This is a genomic window from Rhizobium sp. ERR 1071 (assembly GCF_007828675.1).
Classification (GTDB): Bacteria; Pseudomonadota; Alphaproteobacteria; order Rhizobiales; family Rhizobiaceae; genus Rhizobium; species Rhizobium dioscoreae.
In genome coordinates this window covers 1-18,195 of record NZ_VITM01000001.1, presented here as the reverse complement: position 1 = coordinate 18,195, position 18,195 = coordinate 1, and the positions used below count along the sequence as shown (strand labels likewise).

At 57.9% G+C, this 18,195-nt stretch carries 17 protein-coding genes; 10 read left to right on the top strand and 7 right to left on the bottom strand.

The window, feature by feature from the left end; genetic code table 11:
* Positions 1-11: 11 nt before the first annotated feature.
* From FBZ99_RS00085 to FBZ99_RS00070, 4 genes are all read right to left on the bottom strand, one after another.
* On the bottom strand, positions 12-773 hold the full coding sequence (locus FBZ99_RS00085) for an ABC transporter permease (protein WP_113333066.1): 762 nt from the start codon (positions 771-773) through the stop codon (positions 12-14).
* Positions 770-1,696, bottom strand: a complete 927-nt coding sequence (locus FBZ99_RS00080) for an ABC transporter ATP-binding protein (protein WP_145630957.1) — start codon at positions 1,694-1,696, stop codon at positions 770-772. The genes FBZ99_RS00085 and FBZ99_RS00080 overlap by 4 nt, the downstream gene beginning before the upstream one ends.
* Before the next feature lie 386 nt (positions 1,697-2,082).
* Positions 2,083-2,337, bottom strand: coding sequence for a hypothetical protein (locus FBZ99_RS00075; RefSeq protein ID WP_069613112.1), 255 nt, complete (start codon positions 2,335-2,337; stop codon positions 2,083-2,085).
* 106 nt (positions 2,338-2,443) lie between these two features.
* Entirely contained in the window at positions 2,444-3,637 is a 1,194-nt protein-coding gene (locus FBZ99_RS00070) for an extensin-like domain-containing protein (protein ID WP_145630956.1), read from the bottom strand.
* A 241-nt stretch (positions 3,638-3,878) separates the two neighbouring features.
* Here FBZ99_RS00070 and FBZ99_RS00065 point away from each other — a divergent pair, with 241 nt between their 5' ends.
* From FBZ99_RS00065 to FBZ99_RS00040, 6 genes are all read left to right on the top strand, one after another.
* Positions 3,879-4,268, top strand: coding sequence for an acyl-CoA thioesterase (locus FBZ99_RS00065; protein WP_069613114.1), 390 nt, complete (start codon positions 3,879-3,881; stop codon positions 4,266-4,268).
* 4 nt (positions 4,269-4,272) lie between these two features.
* On the top strand, positions 4,273-4,863 hold the full coding sequence (locus tag FBZ99_RS00060) for a hypothetical protein (RefSeq protein ID WP_113249267.1): 591 nt from the start codon (positions 4,273-4,275) through the stop codon (positions 4,861-4,863).
* Between the two features lie 122 nt (positions 4,864-4,985).
* A complete protein-coding gene (locus FBZ99_RS00055; protein WP_145630955.1) occupies positions 4,986-6,578 on the top strand; it encodes an SEL1-like repeat protein in 1,593 nt (530 codons plus the stop codon).
* Between the two features lie 43 nt (positions 6,579-6,621).
* Positions 6,622-7,692, top strand: coding sequence for an SEL1-like repeat protein (locus FBZ99_RS00050; RefSeq protein WP_145630953.1), 1,071 nt, complete (start codon positions 6,622-6,624; stop codon positions 7,690-7,692).
* Between the two features lie 151 nt (positions 7,693-7,843).
* A complete protein-coding gene (locus FBZ99_RS00045; RefSeq protein WP_145630951.1) occupies positions 7,844-8,680 on the top strand; it encodes an RDD family protein in 837 nt (278 codons plus the stop codon).
* Between the two features lie 101 nt (positions 8,681-8,781).
* Positions 8,782-9,297 (top strand): hypothetical protein, encoded by a 516-nt coding sequence (locus FBZ99_RS00040; protein ID WP_145630949.1) that lies wholly within the window; start codon positions 8,782-8,784, stop codon positions 9,295-9,297.
* A 53-nt stretch (positions 9,298-9,350) separates the two neighbouring features.
* Here FBZ99_RS00040 and FBZ99_RS00035 read toward each other — a convergent pair whose 3' ends face one another.
* Positions 9,351-10,601 (bottom strand): MFS transporter, encoded by a 1,251-nt coding sequence (locus tag FBZ99_RS00035; RefSeq protein WP_113354577.1) that lies wholly within the window; start codon positions 10,599-10,601, stop codon positions 9,351-9,353.
* Positions 10,602-10,884: 283 nt separating this feature from the next.
* Here FBZ99_RS00035 and uvrB point away from each other — a divergent pair, with 283 nt between their 5' ends.
* From uvrB to FBZ99_RS00015, 4 genes are all read left to right on the top strand, one after another.
* Positions 10,885-13,668: an excinuclease ABC subunit UvrB gene (uvrB, locus tag FBZ99_RS00030; protein WP_113354576.1), complete on the top strand. Its 2,784-nt coding sequence runs from the start codon at positions 10,885-10,887 to the stop codon at positions 13,666-13,668.
* Between the two features lie 200 nt (positions 13,669-13,868).
* Positions 13,869-14,324 (top strand): SRPBCC family protein, encoded by a 456-nt coding sequence (locus FBZ99_RS00025; protein WP_113354575.1) that lies wholly within the window; start codon positions 13,869-13,871, stop codon positions 14,322-14,324.
* 158 nt (positions 14,325-14,482) lie between these two features.
* Complete coding sequence (locus FBZ99_RS00020) at positions 14,483-15,541, top strand: adenylate/guanylate cyclase domain-containing protein (RefSeq protein WP_113354574.1); 1,059 nt, start codon at positions 14,483-14,485, stop codon at positions 15,539-15,541.
* Between the two features lie 255 nt (positions 15,542-15,796).
* Complete coding sequence (locus tag FBZ99_RS00015) at positions 15,797-16,462, top strand: sce7726 family protein (protein WP_145630947.1); 666 nt, start codon at positions 15,797-15,799, stop codon at positions 16,460-16,462.
* On the opposite strand, the gene FBZ99_RS00010 is transcribed toward FBZ99_RS00015, so the two are convergent.
* Together FBZ99_RS00010 and FBZ99_RS00005 are read right to left on the bottom strand one after the other, a co-directional pair.
* Positions 16,422-17,531, bottom strand: a complete 1,110-nt coding sequence (locus FBZ99_RS00010) for a beta family protein (protein WP_113354573.1) — start codon at positions 17,529-17,531, stop codon at positions 16,422-16,424. The two genes, FBZ99_RS00015 and FBZ99_RS00010, sit on opposite strands and share 41 nt — an antisense overlap.
* Positions 17,532-18,032, bottom strand: coding sequence for an ImmA/IrrE family metallo-endopeptidase (locus FBZ99_RS00005; RefSeq protein ID WP_113354572.1), 501 nt, complete (start codon positions 18,030-18,032; stop codon positions 17,532-17,534).
* Between the last annotated feature and the right edge of the window lie 163 nt (positions 18,033-18,195).

Sequence of the window (18,195 nt, the reverse complement as noted above, 5' to 3'; positions counted from 1 at the left end):
TAGCACCGCCATCAATTTCTCAAACGATATCCTGTGCGGAAAATCCATCCCAGGATGACCAGACAGACGACGAGGAAAAGCGTGATCATGGCAAGGCTCAAGCCAGGATTGACATCTGCGATGCCGTAGAAGCTCCAGCGGAAACCACTGACCAGATATAGGACCGGATTGAGATGGCTGACCGCCTGCCAGAAGGGCGGCAGCATATTGATCGAATAGAAGCTGCCGCCGAGGAAGGTCAGCGGCGGCACGACCAGCATCGGGATGAGGTTCAGCTGCTCGAAATTTCCGGCCCAGATGCCGATCATGAAGCCGAACAGGCTGAAGGTGACTGCCGTCAGCACGAAGAACAGGATCATCATGAACGGATGCTCAATCCTGATCTCGACGAAGAAACTTGCCGTGGCGAGAATGATCAGGCCAATCAGCATCCCCTTGGTCGCCGCCGCGCCCACATAACCGAGCACGATCTCGGTCATGGCGACAGGCGCCGATAGCACCTCGTAGATGGTACCGGTGAACTTCGGGAAGTAGATGCCGAAGGAACCGTTGCTGATGCACTGCCCAAGCAAGGTCAGCATGATCAGGCCGGGCGTGATGAACGCCCCATAGGAAACGCCCTCGACCAGATTGATGCGCGAACCGATCGCGGCACCGAAGACGATGAAATAGAGCGATGTGGAAATGACTGGTGAGACGACGCTCTGCAGCAGAGTGCGGCGCGTGCGGGCCATTTCGAACGAATAGATAGACTTGATCGCTTCGAAGTTCATTTGCCTGTCTCCACCAGCGATACGAAAATATCCTCGAGCGAACTCTGGCGCGTCGAAAGATCCTTGAAGTGAATTCCCTCGGCAGCGAGTTTCGACAGCAGAGCCGCGATGCTCGACTGCTCGTGCTGTGCATCGAAATCATAAATGAGCGTCAGGCCGTTCGGCCCTAGCGAAAGCCCGTTGCCGTCGAGGGACTGCGGTACGGCGTGGAGCGGCTCGTTCAGATCGAGAATGAGCTGCTTGCGGCCCAGCTTGGCCATCAGTGCCTTCTTCTTCTCCACAAGCAGCAGCTCGCCGCCATTGATGACGCCGACGCGATCGGCAGCCTCCTCGGCCTCTTCGATGTAATGCGTCGTCAAAATGATGGTCACGCCGGATGCGCGCAGGCGCTCGACTACATGCCACATGTCCTTGCGCAACGTCACGTCGACACCGGCCGTCGGCTCGTCGAGGAAGAGGATCTCCGGCTCATGCGACAGCGCCTTGGCGATGAGCACGCGCCGCTTCATGCCGCCGGAAAGCTGGCGAAGCATGTTGTCTTTCTTCTCCCAGAGCGAGAGATCGCGCAAGATCCTCTCGATATATTCGGGGTTCGGCTTCTTGCCATGAAGCCCGCGCGAGAAACTTACCGTATTCCAGACGGTTTCGAACTGATCGGTGGTCAACTCCTGCGGCACGAGACCGATGAGGCTGCGCGTGGCGCGGAAATCGCGCACGACGTCATAACCGCCCACGGTCACAGACCCACCGCTTGGATTGGCAATCCCGCAGACGATGGAAATCAGCGTCGTCTTGCCCGCGCCATTCGGCCCCAGCAGCGCCAGGATTTCGCCCCGCTCGATATCGAGATCAATGCCCTTCAGCGCCTGGAATCCGTTGGCATAGGTTTTCGTAAGATTGCGTATGGAAATGATCGCAGCCATAGTCAGGCAAAGTCCGGCTTTTGTGATGAATTTCGCGGCGTTTGCCCGCTATATAGCCGGTCTTGGGCTTTTACCACCCCACGGTAGTGAAACACAGCGTTCGTCTAAGCGGAATAAGCTGTCATCAAATCGTGACCTTCGTCGGGCATATAGCTCCTTAGGTGAGCAACGTTTGTCGCAACTCCGCCCAACGCCTCTTGGCGACACCGTCAGCGCCTGTTGTATTGGCCGATTTATTGCCTTCGCATTCATATTGCGTGCATCATCATTGCAACATGAAGTTCTTTTCTGGAGCCGGCGAGGATTCCCCGTCGTTGCCATGCTCCGCTCAAGCCGGCTCAGCCGGCTTTTTTCTTTTTGCCAGCTTACGATCTGGAAAACGACCGCTACCAGTTGCCATTGACGCCGCAGCCCGCCGGCGGCAGCGTCTTGTGCTCGAAGCGTGCTTTCAGCATCGCACAACCCTTGTCGCGAATGGGTCCGGGCATCATGGAGTTGAGACCGATGCCGACTTCATCGAACGGATCGTCGGCATAGGCGACATAAGCGTACCAGCGGCCGCCGATAACGATAATGATGGCAATCAGTGCAGCAAGGAGCGCCCTTCCCAGGCTTTTCTTTCGTCTTGGTACGTCTTCCATGGACCCCTCTCTGGCACTCAATGCGCGCAATTGAGCGCGATTCCGTCGAAAGGTAAATCAGCTTTCCCGTTTGACAAGTGTAGATGCTGTTCCGGCAAAGGGCCAATCAAAGGCTGCAATAGCGCCGGCCGCCCTTTCGGTCCCTGAGGTCGAAATGAAAGTGGTTCCAGTGCTCCGGATTGCTGCCCGGACCAAGCACGGTATCGAAATAGCGGCAGCTGTCGCTGCGTACCGCCTTGAGCAACCGCCCTTCCCGGAAGGAAAACAAACCCTTCTTCCGCACGTCGATCACATGGCCATTCTTCAGGATGAAGGTGCCGACATCGATCGCATTGCCATGCGCATGTTCCGACATCGGATTATAGCGTTGCCGGCTATTGTTCATCCGCCGGCAGGAATAGCCGCCGAGCGGTACGATCGTGCCGATGCCGGTCCAGTAGCGCGTGCGTGCGGCTGGAGCGAGTTCGTTCTTCACCCATTTGGCGAAGGCAAGCGTCACCTGGCAATTCAAAGTCACCGCCGGTCGGACGGCGATATTGCCGGAAAGGCCGCTCAGCGAAACCGGATAGGGAACCTGACATGCAGGACCGTTCGAGATCGCCGGCTTGTCGGTATAGACGACGCCCATGCGCTGCAATTCCTGGCGGCAGGCGATTTCCGAAGGCGGCATCATCCCCGGCGTTGATTGCGGCGCTTCGAACTGCTGATCGAGACGCGGTATCGGATTTTCGACACGGGGCAGCATCGCAACCTGCGTTCCCGGCAACTGCCTCGGTATCCGCGACTGATTGAGCTCGGCCTGCGCGGCCGGGCGCTGCACGACCGAACGGTTGGTCTGTACCGGCCCATCGGTGCCGATGCCGTCGACCATGGGCTGGTCGGACTGACCTTCGGCAATGTTCTGCTGCTCCTCCTGCGCCAATCCGACCACCGAGGCGGATTGCGCCTCCTCACTTGGACCGACGCCAAGCTCGGCGTCCATGTGGACGCCCTGGGAGGGAATATCCGACTGCTGCGCTAAGCCGGCTTCGACATCCGTCGTGGTCACCGCCTCACCCGTTCCGCTGGAACGAACGGGACCGCCGCTTTTGTAATTGCTCGACGCGGAAACGACGGGATCCTGTACCCCTTGGTAGGCGAATTGCCTTTGCGGCACGCTGCGATGCGGCTTGATCGAGCCGACGCGCGAGGAGCTGTCGATGCCAGAAGGCGGCACGAGGCTATCTGCCGTACAGGCGACCAGCGCCGACGACAACAGCAATGGCAGCGCGACCCGCCGTAGAATGGGTAAAATGGCCATAGTCCTGATCCGCTGCCCCAGCCACGGTCGGTAACGATTACAAATCCTAAATGGGAAGGGTGAACGAAAGCTTACCGTAGGGGTCCCGCTGTTTTACAACGGTACCGCGTGAGCATGGAATCGCCTGAAGCAAAGCGCGTGACCCACAGGAGTCCTCCATGGAAGTGCCAACATGGCTTTTCCATCGCGGCAGGATTGCATAGGCTGATTGTCGGAATCGACCGTGAACAGGAGCAGAAGAATGAATGACAGCGTCAAACCGAGAGGCGAGCTGACATTGCGCACGCTCGCCATGCCCGCCGACGCCAATCCTGCCGGCGATATTTTCGGCGGCTGGGTCATGGCGCAGATGGACTTGGCAAGCGGCATCCGCGCAGCCGAGCGGGCGCGTGGACGCGTGGTCACGGCAGCGGTCAAGGAGATGGCCTTCGAACTGCCGGTCAAGATCGGCGATACGTTGAGCGTCTTCACCGATATCGAACGCGTCGGCCGTACCTCGATCACGCTGAGCGTCGAAGCATGGGCACACCGCGCCCGTTATAACAGCCTGGAGAAAGTCACGGCTGCGACCTTTATCATGGTCGCGCTCGATGAAAGCGGCTTGCCGAAGGCTGTACCAGAGGAGAGCTGACGCGATGGATTCCGCGCACACACCGGAAGTCTATGTCTATATCAGGACGGTCATGAGCATGGTGATCGGCCTTTCGCTCGCCCAGCTTCTGACCCGGCTTGCCGGATTCGTGCAGGCGCCGGGCAAGAACAAGATCTATCTCGTCCATATCGGCTGGGTATTGTCCATGTTCCTCTTCATCATCCATTTCTGGTGGTGGGAGTATCGGCTGCAATCCGTCGCGCAGATCAATTTCGGCGTCTACCTCTTTCTCATCTGCTTCTGCTGCCTCTTCTATTTCCTCTGCGTATTGCTCAATCCGCCCTCGGTCGAGGACTATGGCGGCTTCGAGGAATATTTCATCTCCCGCCGCCATTGGTTCTTCGGCCTGCTCGCCGTCACCTACGCCGTCGATCTCATCGACACATTGCTGAAGGGAGAGGCCTATTTTCGTTCTCTCGGCTGGGAATATCCAATACGCAATGTCGTTTATGTCATCCTGTGCATCATTGCCTCGATCACCGCCAACCGGCGCTTCCAGGCGGCATTCGTGATCGTCGGGCTGATCTATCAGATCACATGGATCTTCCGCCTCTACGACGTGCTTCCGGTATAGCGATCCCATCGTCCGGGGGCATTAAATCCACTGCTATTTGGGTTCCTGCGATCCCTTGACCAAGACATCGCCATATTGTTCAGATCGATTACGGTCTGGGACGCAGGTGGGAGACTGAAGCCTTGAAGACAAAGAGCTACGCATTGGGGTTGGCGCTCGCTCTTTCGCTACCCTGGCTTGCTCACGCCGAGGATCCCGCCCCTGGCCCCGCCAATACGAAGATCGACCTGAAATACTGGGTGGAATTCGCAAAACAGGGCAACGCGGCGGCCCAATATGGTCTCGGCTATCGCTACGCCAATGGTGAGGGCGTAGAGCAGGATGATGCTGAGGCCGTCGATTGGTATCGAAAATCGGCGGACCAAGGCAATGCGCAGGCCCAATATGCATTGGCCTACATGTATGCCAGCGGCCGGGGCGTCGACACCGATCTGAAACAGGCAAATGACTGGTATTTGAAGGCGGCGCAAAACGGCAATGCCGATGCTCAATATGCCATCGGCTATTCCTATGCCAATGGCCGCGGTATGGCTGTCAGTAATGAAAACGCCGTCACCTGGTACCAGAAATCCGCCGCTCAGGGACAGGCGCAGGCGCAATATGCGCTCGGCTACATGTATGCCAATGGCCTCGGCGTGCATCAGGACGAGGCGATCGCACTCGGCTGGTATCGCAAAGCGGCCGACCAAGGCCGGCCCGATGCCCAGTACGCCATCGGCTATATGTACGATAACGGCCAAGGCACGGAAGAAAACCAGGAGCAGGCCGTCGCCTGGTATAAAAAGGCCGGCGACCAAGGAAGCGCGCAAGGCCTGTATGCGGTCGGCTATGCCTATGCCAATGGCAAGGGTGTCGAACGGAACGATGCCGAAGCCTATTCCTGGTATATGAAGGCAGCGATAAAAGGACGCGCTGACGCGCAATACGCCGTCGGCTACAGTCTTGCAAACGGGATAGGCGTCGCCAGGGACTACAGGCAGGCACTGCAATGGTATCGCAAAGCTGCCGATCAGGGCCGCCCCGACGCCCAATATGCCATCGGCTACCTCTATGCCAACGGCCAGGGCGTGAAGACCGACGATGACAGCGCGGCGAGATGGTATCGCAAGGCCGCCGAACAAGGCGACGCACAGGGTCAATATGCCCTCGCCTACATGTATGCGGCCGGCCGCGGCATTGGCAGGGACTATGGCAAGGCCTTTGACTGGTTCCAGAAAGCCGCCAGCCAGGGTCATGCTGACGCCCAATACGCACTTGGCTACATGTATGAAAACGGTCAGGGGACGACAGCTGACAAATCGGCCGCCGCAAGCTGGTACCGCAAGGCGGCCGACCAGAACAATTCACAGGGCGAATATGCCCTCGCCTACCTCTATTATCAGGGCGCCGGCGTTCCCAAGGACTATGGCCAAACGGTCGCTCTCTTTCGCAAAGCAGCCGATCACGGCGACGCCCGGGCGGAATACGGTCTTGGATATCTGTATTATAACGGCTATGGCGTGCCTAAGGACTCCAAGATTGGTGCGGACTGGTTCAACAAGGCGGCGGCTAAGGGATTGCCGGAAGCGCAGCATGGACTCAGCTACATGGAAGCCAATGGCGACGGTCCGATCAAGGATCTTGGACCGCTTGGACAAGGGGCCGCCGGCAAAAAGGGCTCGGGCGTCAGCACGGGCTGGCTCTTGTTTCATTTGCTGATGGTGCTCGTGCCTTAGAGCTCGGCATCTTATTCAACGAATTTCGATTGAGGGGTAAGTCGTGAATTGGAAGAAGGGGGCAGCAGGTTTGCTCTTCGCACTGGCGTCCATGGGAACGGCACAAGCCGATGTCGGACGAAACAGCTACGATCGCGGCGATATCAAATCGGGCTTGGATTACTGGCGCCCCCTGGCAAACAAGGGCAACGTTGCCGCACAGCTGAAGCTCGGACAAATGTACGAGGACGGCAACGGCGTCGAAAAGAATCTTACGCTCGCCTTCAGCTGGTACAAGAAGGCCGCCGATCAGGGCAATGCCGAAGCGCAGTTCAACGTCGGCACCATGTACGACCAGGGCGAAGGCGTCACCGCCGACAAGAGCCAAGCCATTGTCTGGTACAAGAAGGCTGCGGCACAGGGATACCTCAATGCACAATATAATCTCGGTGTCGTCTACGACACGGGCCAAGGCGTAGCGCAGGATAAGCCGCAGGCCTTTGCCTGGTACAGCAAGGCCGCCGAACAGGGCGATGCCGATGCGCAGTTCAATGTCGGCACCATGTACGACCAGGGCGAAGGCACGGACAAGGACAAGAGCAAGGCCGTCACCTGGTATCGCAAGGCGGCCGAGCAGGGAAAAGTCGAGGCGCAATACAATCTGGGCATCATGTATCGCGACGGCGAAGGCGTCGCCAAGGATGGCGCTGCGGCCTTCTCCTGGTTCAAGAAGGCCGCCGAACAGGGCGATGCGAGCGCGCAGTTCAATATCGGTGCAATGTATGCCGATGGCGACGGGATCAGGCAGGATGATGCTCAAGCAATCGTATGGTTTCTGAAAGCAGCGGCGCAGAATGATGTCGAAGCCGAATACAATCTCGGCGTCATGTTCCGCGATGGTGAAGGCGTCACCAAGAACGGTCCGAAGGCGATCTACTGGTTCGAGCGGGCAGCCGAACATCGCTATGCCGATGCCGCCTACAATCTAGCCATGATGTACCGTGACGGCGATGGCGTCGCTGCGGATGCGGGCAAGGCGGCCGAATGGTTCCGCAAGGCAAAGCGCCTGGGCTATGACGGCAACGCGGACGGCGAACAGGATGAGCCATCCGGCGAGCAAACCATTCCGATATGAATGAATGCGATGGACGATCGGTATCGCTGGGGCCTATCCGTCGCCTGCCTTCGCTCCCAGCGAATCGCAGCAAAACATGCTAATGCGCTCAACTTGAAGTGAGTGATGCGACGTGGTGGGCGTCGTGACACGCGCTAAGCCGGGGGGAACTATGAGTTTTGCTGCTTCCGATCATCAAATAAGCTCTCTGCCGCGTCGCCATTTTTGGCGGCGGCTCGGCGCCTACACGGTCGATATCGTCATTTTCCAGGTCGCTTTTACCCTGCTGTTTCTCGTGCTGTCGGCGGCCACGCCGTGGGACTTGACCTTGCCGCTTCTTCAGAAGCAACAATGCGAAGAAGCAACTTCGGCGCCTCTCGTTGCGAAAGTGGAGGCCGAATGGCCGCTGCAGCCAGGCGAAGTGAGGAGCAACCAGCTTTGCCGCATCTCCTGGCTGGGCAGCAATGGATACACGGTCTTCCTTTCAATCGTCGCATCGCAGCAGGGATCGGCCACATTGAAGCGCGCCTTTTCCATACCCGTCGACGGCAACGGCAATCCGGTCGATCCGAATATCGCCGCAAGGCCGACCTCGAGCGTCGTTCTGCTGTTCCTTCCCTTCGCCTTCGCCCTTTGCTCCATCGGCGGCAAGCGGACGCCAGGCAAGCGATTGACCTCGCTGCGCGTGACAACGGTGGAAGGCGACACCCTGCCCTTCGGGCTTGCCGCCAAACGGGAAATATTCAAGTTTCTGCCATTGATGCTGGTCGCCACAGTCAATCTGGTCGGCCTGTTTCTGCTGCCCTCATATCAGCCTCCGATCGATCAGCTAATTCAGCAGGCGCGCGATACCAACCTTCTCAGTGCCATCGGCTTCTTCGCCTTGACGGGAGCGTTGGCGCCGCTTCTGTTCGTATTCGCGCTCATCTGGTGGGCCTTCCCATTCATCGTGTGGCGCGGCCAGACTTTCTACGACCGCTTCTGTGACACCATCGTCATCAAGGCGTAACCATCAAAATCGGGGGGATTGCCTTGACGGACGAAGAGATGGAAGACTGTCGCCGCGCCAGGCCTGATTTGCTGCTTCTTCTTTTCAGAGGATAGATCGCCGTGAACCTGAAATATCTCATGCCCTCCTTTTCGCTTCTGCCGCCACTTCGCATGGTTTTGCTGGCCTCGGCGGTCGTGTTGCCGCTCTCTCCGCTTCCGATAGCGGCGACACCGGCAGAGGCCGCGCCAGGCTCGTGCTGGTCGCTGCTGCAGAGCAAATTTGGGCCGCAGATCGAGAAGTCGGTGAACGAGGCCGATCCCTGCAAGAAACTGCCCGGCGTCGATCACAAGGACAAGTTCGAGGTGAAGTCGCTCGATGTCTGCGACGGCCCGAACGGTGGCGTGCAGATCAATGCTCATGCCGAGATGGCCTGCAAATCGCATGGCGTATTGAAGACGACGATCAAGGGTGAACTCGATGCCTCCATGACGGTCGATGTCGGCGCATGCCACATCACCGACCTGCATCTCGGCATCAACGGCCCGATCGGCGAACTGATATCCTCGGTCGGCGGGCTGCAGGAGCTCGCCCGCGGCTTCGCCCAGGCCAAGATCTCGGAAATTTGCGGAAAATAAACGAAAGGGCCGGCGATATCAGCCGGCCCTCGCGACCTTGATGGCGAGTCTGTTCAGGCCCTTATGGCGCTATCCGCTTGGCCTTCATCCTTCCCGCCGAACCGAATACCCTTCTTCTCGAAGCCAAAGCCGGCGAAAACAGCAACGACCACGGCGACGATGCAGGCCACGATCAACAGCGCCAGCGCATAGTCGCCGTTCCATTGCTTGGCCAGCCCCGCCTGGATCGAGGCATTGCCCGAAGCCAGCAGATTGCCGAGCTGATAGGCAAATCCGGGGAAGGTGCCGCGCACCTCATCCGGCGACAATTCGTTGAGATGCACGGGAATGATGCCCCAGGCGCCCTGGACGAACAGCTGCATCAGGAAGGCGCCGATTGCGAGCATGACCGGCCCCTGACCCCAGACCCAGAGCGGAGCGACGGGTATGGCCAGCAATGCCGCGATAACGATCGTCCGCCGCCTGCCCCAACGCTGCGACAGGGAACCGAAGGTCAGGCCGCCGACAATCGCACCGATATTGTAGACGATGGCGATGGCGCCGACCGTATAGGAATCATATTGCCGCTGGGTTTCCAGGAAGGTCGGATAGAGGTCCTGGGTGCCGTGACTGAAGAAATTGAACGCAGTCATCAAAAGCACTGCCCAGATGAACAGCGGAATATTCTCACGCAGGACGGTGAGGAACGGCCGTTGCGGCTTGGCCTGCCGCTGAAGGAAAGCCGGAGATTCCTCCACATTGCGCCTGATATAGAGCACCAGCAGCGCCGGCACCGCGCCGACGAAGAACATGCCGCGCCAGCCGATGATCGGGAACAGCAGAAAGAAGACGATCGAGGCGAGCAGATAGCCCGAGGGATAACCAGCCTGCAGGATACCGGACACAAGGCCGCGCGAGTCCTCGGGTATGGTTTCCATCACGAGCGACGCACCCACACCCCACTCCCCGCCCATGGCGACGCCGAAGAGCGCGCGCAGCACGAGGAACATCGTCAAGCCGGTCGAAAAGCCGGTCAGGAATTCGAAGACGGAATAAAGCAGCACGTCGACCATCAGGGTCGTGCGCCGCCCGAAGCGGTCCGCTGCGAGCCCGAAGATCAGGGCGCCCACCGGCCGCATGGCTAGGGTGAGGAAGATCGCCACGGCAACCGCGGGGACATCCGTGTGAAATTCCTCGGCTATATGCTTGAGAACGAAAACCAAAATGAAGAAATCGAAAGCGTCCAATGTCCAGCCCAGATAGGCCGCGATCACGGTGTTTCGTTGCTGGGGGGACAAGGAACGTAAGCTATCCAATGCGGTCATCATGATCCTCCGACCGGATGGCGGCGGCGAGGCGGGCAATACCGGATGCCGTCGAAGCTGGGGGAACCCGGCACTGGCCGGGCATGTCGACGTTGCGGCTGGCTCCTCCCTTGGCGCCTGCGAGGATCGCGCTATGCGGACTTTGGATCAGCGATAACGCATCGGCCGCCCTTGGGTTGTAACATATTTGACATCGCCGGCGAATGGAAAAATCCGCTATTTTGTTTCCCTTTTGTACTCTTTACCCCTTCACATCCGCGCGATCTGTCGCCATATTCGCCCCATGGCCAAATCATCGAAAAAATCCCCCGCCCCGACCGGTTTCGAAGAGGCGCCGCAGGCACCGTTTGAAGGCGCGCCGCTCAGCGGCAGCGTTGCCGACTGGGTGAAGCAGCTCGAAGCCGATGCGGAAGCATCGAGCGTCGAAACCCAGCGCGAGATTGCCTCGAAAGCCGGCAAGCACCGCAAGAAGGTGGAGATCACCGCCGGCAAGACCGCGCGTGGCGTCTCCATGGGTGGGTCGACCGACCCCAAAACGCGCGCCGCCGCAGGCCTCAATCCAGTCTCCGGCCTCGATATCGCGCTCGAAGATGCCGACAAGATTTCGACGAGCGGCGTAACGGCGACGGTAGAAGCCCTTTCCAAGCTGATCGAGAGCGGCAACCCGCTGCATAAGAACGGCAAGATCTGGACTCCGCACCGCCCTGCCCGCCCGGAAAAATCCGAAGGCGGCATCGAGATCCGCATGGCCTCGGAATACCAGCCGGCTGGCGACCAGCCGACGGCGATCCGCGATCTCGTCGAAGGGCTGCAAAACGGCGACCGAAATCAGGTGCTGCTCGGCGTCACCGGCTCCGGCAAGACCTTCACCATGGCCAAGGTGATCGAGGCGACGCAGCGCCCGGCCGTCATCCTCGCGCCGAACAAGACGCTGGCGGCCCAGCTTTATTCCGAATTCAAGAACTTCTTCCCGGACAACGCGGTCGAGTATTTCGTCTCCTACTACGATTACTACCAGCCGGAAGCCTATGTGCCGCGCTCGGACACCTATATCGAGAAGGAGAGCTCGATCAACGAGCAGATCGACCGCATGCGCCACTCGGCGACGCGTTCACTTCTGGAACGTGACGACTGTATCATCGTCGCCTCGGTCTCGTGCATCTACGGTATCGGCTCGGTCGAGACCTACACCGCCATGACCTTCCAGATGAATGTCGGCGACCGGCTCGATCAGCGGCAGCTGCTGGCCGACCTCGTGGCGCAGCAATACAAGCGCCGCGATATCGACTTCACGCGCGGCTCCTTCCGTGTACGCGGCGACACGATCGAAATCTTTCCGGCCCACCTGGAGGATGCCGCCTGGCGCATTTCCATGTTCGGCGACGAGATCGACGCCATCACCGAATTCGACCCCCTCACCGGCCAAAAGACCGGTGACCTGAAATCGGTGAAGATCTACGCCAATTCGCACTATGTAACACCGCGCCCGACGCTGAACGGCGCCATCAAGGCGATCAAGGAAGAGCTGAAACTGCGCCTTGCCGAGCTGGAAAAGGCTGGCCGCCTGCTGGAAGCACAGCGCCTGGAGCAGCGTACCCGCTATGACGTCGAGATGCTGGAGGCCACCGGCTCCTGCCAGGGCATCGAAAACTATTCACGTTACCTTACCGGTCGCAATCCCGGCGAGCCGCCGCCGACGCTGTTCGAATACATTCCCGACAACGCCATCATCTTCATCGATGAAAGCCACGTCACTGTGCCGCAGATCGGCGGCATGTACCGAGGCGACTTCCGCCGCAAGGCGACGCTGGCCGAATACGGCTTCCGCCTGCCCTCTTGCATGGATAACCGTCCGCTGCGCTTCGAGGAATGGGACGCCATGCGCCCGGACACGATCGCGGTATCGGCAACACCTGGCGGGTGGGAGATGGAGCAATCCGGCGGTGTCTTCGCCGAACAGGTCATCCGCCCGACCGGCCTCATCGACCCGCCTGTCGAGGTCCGTTCGGCCCGCACGCAGGTTGACGACGTGCTTGGCGAAATCCGCGAAACGGCTGCCAAGGGCTATCGCACGCTCTGCACCGTGCTAACCAAGCGCATGGCCGAGGATCTGACGGAATATCTGCACGAACAGGGCGTGCGTGTGCGCTACATGCACTCCGACATCGACACGCTGGAGCGCATCGAGATCATCCGCGATCTTCGCCTCGGCGCCTTCGACGTGCTCGTCGGCATCAACCTGCTGCGCGAGGGTCTGGATATTCCCGAATGCGGCTTCGTCGCCATTCTCGATGCCGACAAGGAAGGCTTCCTTCGCTCGGAGACGTCGCTGATTCAAACGATCGGCCGCGCCGCGCGTAACGTCGACGGCAAGGTCATCCTTTACGCCGACAACATTACCGGCTCGATGCAGCGGGCGATGGACGAGACCAATCGCCGGCGCGAAAAGCAGATGGCCTACAACAAGGAACACGGCATCACGCCGGAATCGGTCAAGGCGAAGATTTCCGACATCCTCGACAGCGTCTACGAGAAGGACCATGTCCGCGCCGATATCGGCGGTGCCTCCGGCAAGGGCTTTGCCGATGGCGGCCATCTCGTCGGCAACAATCTGCAGGCCCATCTCAACGCGCTGGAAAAATCCATGCGCGATGCCGCCGCCGACCTGGACTTCGAAAAGGCGGCAAGGCTGCGCGACGAGATCAAGCGCCTCAAAGCCGTCGAGCTCGCCGCCATGGACGATCCGCTGGCCCGCGAGGAGGCGAAGAGCCTCGAAAGCCGCGGTTCCGCAACGGGCAAGCGTGCGCCAGCGCCGGATTCCCGATCCTACTTCGCCAAGCCTAACCTCGACGAAATGGGTCCGGGCGGCGATGCCGGCACGCCGCTCTTCCGCAAGAATACGCTGGACGAAATGACCGTCGGCCGCACCGAAAAGCCCGTCACGGGCAAGGTACCGGACAAGCCGATCACCCGGGCAAAGCCGGGGGTCGGCTCCTATGAGGATCGGGTGGACGAGAAGCAGCGCAAAGGACGGACAAAAGGCAAGACGGGGCGACCGGGGCGATAAAGCGACCTAGATTATCGGATATCTGCGCCCGACGCTGCCGATTTGCGAAGGCTGAGAGGCCTGCGAACATGGCAATGCCTTGCTGACGAGGCCGCGGCCGCTACATGCCATCATCTGAAGAGGCCCACGGGGGAGACGGAAGGCGCTTGAGCGCATATCGGGCCGGTGGGAAGCGATAGCAAACCTGGGGAGAAAGACTGATGTCCGAGCCTTTGATCGTCCGTCGCGAGACCCATGTCTCGGCGCCGCCTGCAGCCATATTCGCATTGCTGACCGATCCCGAAAAGATCCTGCGCTGGATGGGCACGGAAGCGCGGACGGAGCCGCAGCCCGGCGGCATCTATCTCGTCAACGTCACCGGCGCCCGCGTCGCGCGCGGCTCCTTCCGCGAGGTCGTGCCGGTGCACCGCCTCGCCTATAGCTTCGGCTGGGAAGGCAGCGAGGAAGTGCCTCCCGAATCGACCCTCGTGGAGATCGACCTGATAGAGCAGCCGGATGGAACGCTGGTGCGTCTCACCCATACCGGCCTGCCAACGGTTGAACAATGCGAAGCGCACGCAAAGGGTTGGGCGCATTATCTTGACCGCATGGCCACGGTAGCCGCAGGGCGCGATCCCGGCCCCGATGTCATGCGCGGTCATGATGGCAGGAGCTGACGCGACTTTGGACGCGGCGTCATCGGGCTAGATGCTCGATGGCAGCAATATCACCGACCGGCGACAGCGATCGCCTGTGTCGTTTTGCTTTTCAACGCGATCGGCATAGCCGCACCGGCACGGATGACAGCCGACAAGCGCCATGGCATGATCGCCGCATGGATTTGCCCGCCTCCCTTGCCTGGCTGGTCGACGAAGCCGGCACCTCGCCCAGCCCCGAACGCTTCCTGGCCGATCTGGGTGGACACCTGTTGGCTGCCGGTCTCCCGCTTGCCGGCAGTGCCCTGACGCTTGCCGCACCACATCCGATCATCACGCAGCATACATGGCTCTGGCGCGCCGAAACCGGCGCGGTGACTGAAGCTCTCGGCTTCGCTGGCACGACGCTCGGACAGGCCGGCCGCGATTGGCTGGGCGATCTCGGCCCGATATGCGAGGAAACGATCGGGATTGCGCCCGGCAATTCTGTGCTTGCCTGGGCCGGCACCCGGCCCTTCACCGCCTTCGAGGCGGAAAACCTGCGCGAGATCGCCCGCTTTGCCGCTGCCCCCTTGGCGGGGTTGGCCGCTCGCGCCACTTTATCGACCCTGCTCGAAGCCTATCTTGGCCGCCGAAGTGCGGCGCGGGTGCAGGCCGGTGCACTCAGCCGCAATAGCGGCGAGACCATCCGAGCCGCCCTGCTCTGCGCCGATCTGCGGGATTTCACCGCCCTTTCCGAAGCGACGGAACCGAGCGTCATGATCGCGGCACTCGATGCCTGGTTCGACCGCGTCGCCGGCGCCGTGCATGCCTTCGGCGGCGAAGTGCTGAAATTCATGGGCGATGGCGTACTGGCGATCTTCCCCGTGAGCGGGACCCCGAAGGAAGCCTGTGAAGCGGCCTTGCGCGCCGCCACCGCCATACGCGCCGGCATGGCCCATCTCGACGCGACGCGGGCGAGCCAGGGCCTGCCGCCACTTCCGTTTGGTGTCGCGCTGCATTTCGGCGACATGCTCTGGGGCAACATCGGCGCCGCCGACCGGCTGGACTTCACCGCGATCGGCCCCGCCGTCAACCTCGTCAGCCGGCTGGAGGGCCTCTGCAAGCCGCTCGGACACAATATCCTCGTTTCGGGGTCGGTCGCAGCCGAGACGACGATGCCGCTGCTGGCCTTGGGAGACTATGAATTACGCGGGATTGCCGAACTTTGCACGGTGTTTACGCTGGCGGACAAGTAAGCTTCGGATAAAATGTTATCCTCGGCAAGAGCACCGTTAGCGATGCGGAAAGTTGACCGCCTAAGTTACTGAACGACCTATTTCGGGGTAAAGCCGATATCGCGTTCTCTAAGAATATTGTAGATAAGAATCCGCGCACACATGACCAGAAGGGGGAAGCGCGCTTATCGGGAATGTAAGCGGATTTTTATTTGCTGATAAGAGACTGCAAGGATAATCCCCCAGCATAACATCGATTCTACAGAGATAAATGAGATGGCATCGGTTGAATCTGAGCTCAAAACCTCAACCATAAATTACATTACGAGAAGGCATCGCCTTTTAGCCGATACAATCCTTATACATGAGTTTAGCAATGGAAAATGCGGGGCTCGTGCAGATATAGCGCTACGTAGCAACAACCTGTTGTATGCCTTCGAAATTAAAAGTGCTCGCGATTCACTTCGTCGAATAGGCAAACAAATAGAAATATACAAAAAGTACTTCGATCATGTGATTATTGTTGCAGACGAGATACACATCAACAATGCAATAGAAATTTGCGAAGCCAATCAAGCAACGTTGCTTCGTTACAAAGAAAACAGAATTACAACTATAATAAAAGGAAAAACCATACGCATATCCAATAATTTTATTAAAAACAACATGATTCCTTCAAGCTTGAATACAGACAACATCAAAGAAAATGCAAGAAATATACTAAATGAAATTATAGACCGTAGATATCATGGCAACTATGATCTTACGAGAAAAATTTTCGAGAGAAAAAAAATAGAACGCAATGAATTACTTCTTTTGAACCCGCATTTTGTAGATAGAGCAGAAAAAAGAAGGCTGTCGGAACTAAGAGAAAATAAATGGAATCTTTTTGCGAAAGATGTCACAAGTCGTCAGACCAATCATCCTCTGTCAGTTTATTGATATCGCCATCATAACCAAAAAAAGCTTGGCGAAATAAATGAATATTTATCCTAGCTGCCGTTGCTCTGACAGGTGCATTTATTGCATAGCTTGCGCCGATCTGAGTTAACTTAATTAGTTGTGTACCCCAAATATTGAGTTTTGGGTCCCAAACTGCATCAGCAATTGCTCGCTCCGCCGCTGATTGATAACCAGCTTCCCTTTGTTCGGCCGTTACTTTACGCTTACCAAAAACAATTTGCCCCACCTCTTCGCGGAAGAAACTCCAAGCAGTCGAACTAGGGAGATCAATCCTCGGCATCGGAGTTCCGCCGCCACCAAGCCTCTCGGCGCGAGCGCTTCCGCGATCACTATAAATTAGCTTTGCCGAAGGATTCTGCCTGACCATCTCAGAAAAAAATTCACGCTCAAAAATAGCTTGCTTGTTCACCTCAGCAAATTCAAATGGAAAGGTTGTTGCTGAAATTACAATTGATGCTTCTGGAAAACGAGCAGTTATAGCATCGCATTGAGCTTTGGCCGTTATGTATTGCGTTAGTATTCTACTGTCCGTTTGGCCGAAATCAAGGATAAACAGCACTTCATCGTAATTTGATTGATAAAGAAAGTCGACAAACATAGGTATTGCGTGAAATGCATGCACCGGAAACCGAACCACGGCACCTCGACCGAGCTCTTTCACCGCTACTATCTGTTTTTCGACTGCTGTGCTGTCTCCGCTTACCTGTAAGGCGGGAATAGCAACGTCATCTATTCGCGAAACAAACCTTATCCAGTTCGCGAATCCTTTACTTGGGTCCTGAAGCGATCGCATCTCTTGCCAAGCGGGACTTTCGCTCGCATGGTCAATGTCATCATCTAGCTCGATTATCCAAGGCCGCTTGCTGTACGCGTGCCGGATCTTGTCAATAGATTTTTTAAGCTCATTTGAATTAAGCCACGGCCGCAGAATAATGTGTGGAAGGATACGATCTTTGGCCAAGTCAGGAAGCTCACGTAAAGCTACCATCTCGGCGGGGCGCACCGTTAAAATAGGAACATACGTTAGTTCCCCAGGACTTATCAGCATCTATTTAAGCCCGAGCCTAATCGACATCGCATCTTCGGAAACGCCGAAGAGCTCCGCTAAAGGATGAACCCATTCTCGCTTTGCCAGACCTTTTTTTTCCCTTCGCCATTCTGAGATGACCGCCTCCGGCATTAAAATATCAGCAGCAAGCCTATTTGCCTCTGCCTCATACTTATCCGAAAGCGTCGAGCGATAGAGAATGTTGTCCATTATTCCATTACCTATGCGATCCCTGTGGAGCAAAAAATGAGCGATCTCATGAGCTAGCGTAAATCTTTGCCTCGTCTTCACCTCATGCCTGTTTATACGAATTTTGAAAGCACCAGCGACATCGGGATCGGGAGCTATCTCACCTGAAATTCCAACGTCCAGCGTTGCAGCTTTTACGGTAAGTCCTAAGTCATGTGCCAATTCACCCAGCTTAACTGGTATGGACTGCTGATGTTTTTCTAACAGAGCACATATCTCAGGTGCCAAACTTTGCCATTCCGCACTGGTCATGAAATTGCCTCACCGTATTCATCGTTTTCATCACCCCAATCGTCCGGCTTAATTTCTTGTTTGGCATATGGAGTGCTCCCCGTTTCACCGGACATGTCGGCTAGTTTGATTTAGCCCTGATGAACTGCCGTGGGGAAGCCATCTTGAGCGCGGAATGGGGATG

Bases quoted from the DNA above. Each gene is read 5' to 3' on its own strand.
- FBZ99_RS00080 (WP_145630957.1), bottom strand. From the start codon at position 1,696: ATGGCTGCGATCATTTCCATACGCAATCTTACGAAAACCTATGCCAAC.
- uvrB (WP_113354576.1), top strand. From the start codon at position 10,885: ATGGCCAAATCATCGAAAAAATCCCCCGCCCCGACCGGTTTCGAAGAG.
- FBZ99_RS00085 (WP_113333066.1), bottom strand. From the start codon at position 773: ATGAACTTCGAAGCGATCAAGTCTATCTATTCGTTCGAAATGGCCCGC.
- FBZ99_RS00060 (WP_113249267.1), top strand. From the start codon at position 4,273: ATGGATTCCGCGCACACACCGGAAGTCTATGTCTATATCAGGACGGTC.
- FBZ99_RS00070 (WP_145630956.1), bottom strand. From the start codon at position 3,637: ATGGCCATTTTACCCATTCTACGGCGGGTCGCGCTGCCATTGCTGTTG.
- FBZ99_RS00025 (WP_113354575.1), top strand. From the start codon at position 13,869: ATGTCCGAGCCTTTGATCGTCCGTCGCGAGACCCATGTCTCGGCGCCG.
- FBZ99_RS00005 (WP_113354572.1), bottom strand. From the start codon at position 18,032: ATGACCAGTGCGGAATGGCAAAGTTTGGCACCTGAGATATGTGCTCTG.
- FBZ99_RS00065 (WP_069613114.1), top strand. From the start codon at position 3,879: ATGAATGACAGCGTCAAACCGAGAGGCGAGCTGACATTGCGCACGCTC.
- FBZ99_RS00010 (WP_113354573.1), bottom strand. From the start codon at position 17,531: ATGCTGATAAGTCCTGGGGAACTAACGTATGTTCCTATTTTAACGGTG.
- FBZ99_RS00075 (WP_069613112.1), bottom strand. From the start codon at position 2,337: ATGGAAGACGTACCAAGACGAAAGAAAAGCCTGGGAAGGGCGCTCCTT.
- FBZ99_RS00020 (WP_113354574.1), top strand. From the start codon at position 14,483: ATGGATTTGCCCGCCTCCCTTGCCTGGCTGGTCGACGAAGCCGGCACC.
- FBZ99_RS00015 (WP_145630947.1), top strand. From the start codon at position 15,797: ATGGCATCGGTTGAATCTGAGCTCAAAACCTCAACCATAAATTACATT.
- FBZ99_RS00035 (WP_113354577.1), bottom strand. From the start codon at position 10,601: ATGACCGCATTGGATAGCTTACGTTCCTTGTCCCCCCAGCAACGAAAC.
- FBZ99_RS00045 (WP_145630951.1), top strand. From the start codon at position 7,844: ATGAGTTTTGCTGCTTCCGATCATCAAATAAGCTCTCTGCCGCGTCGC.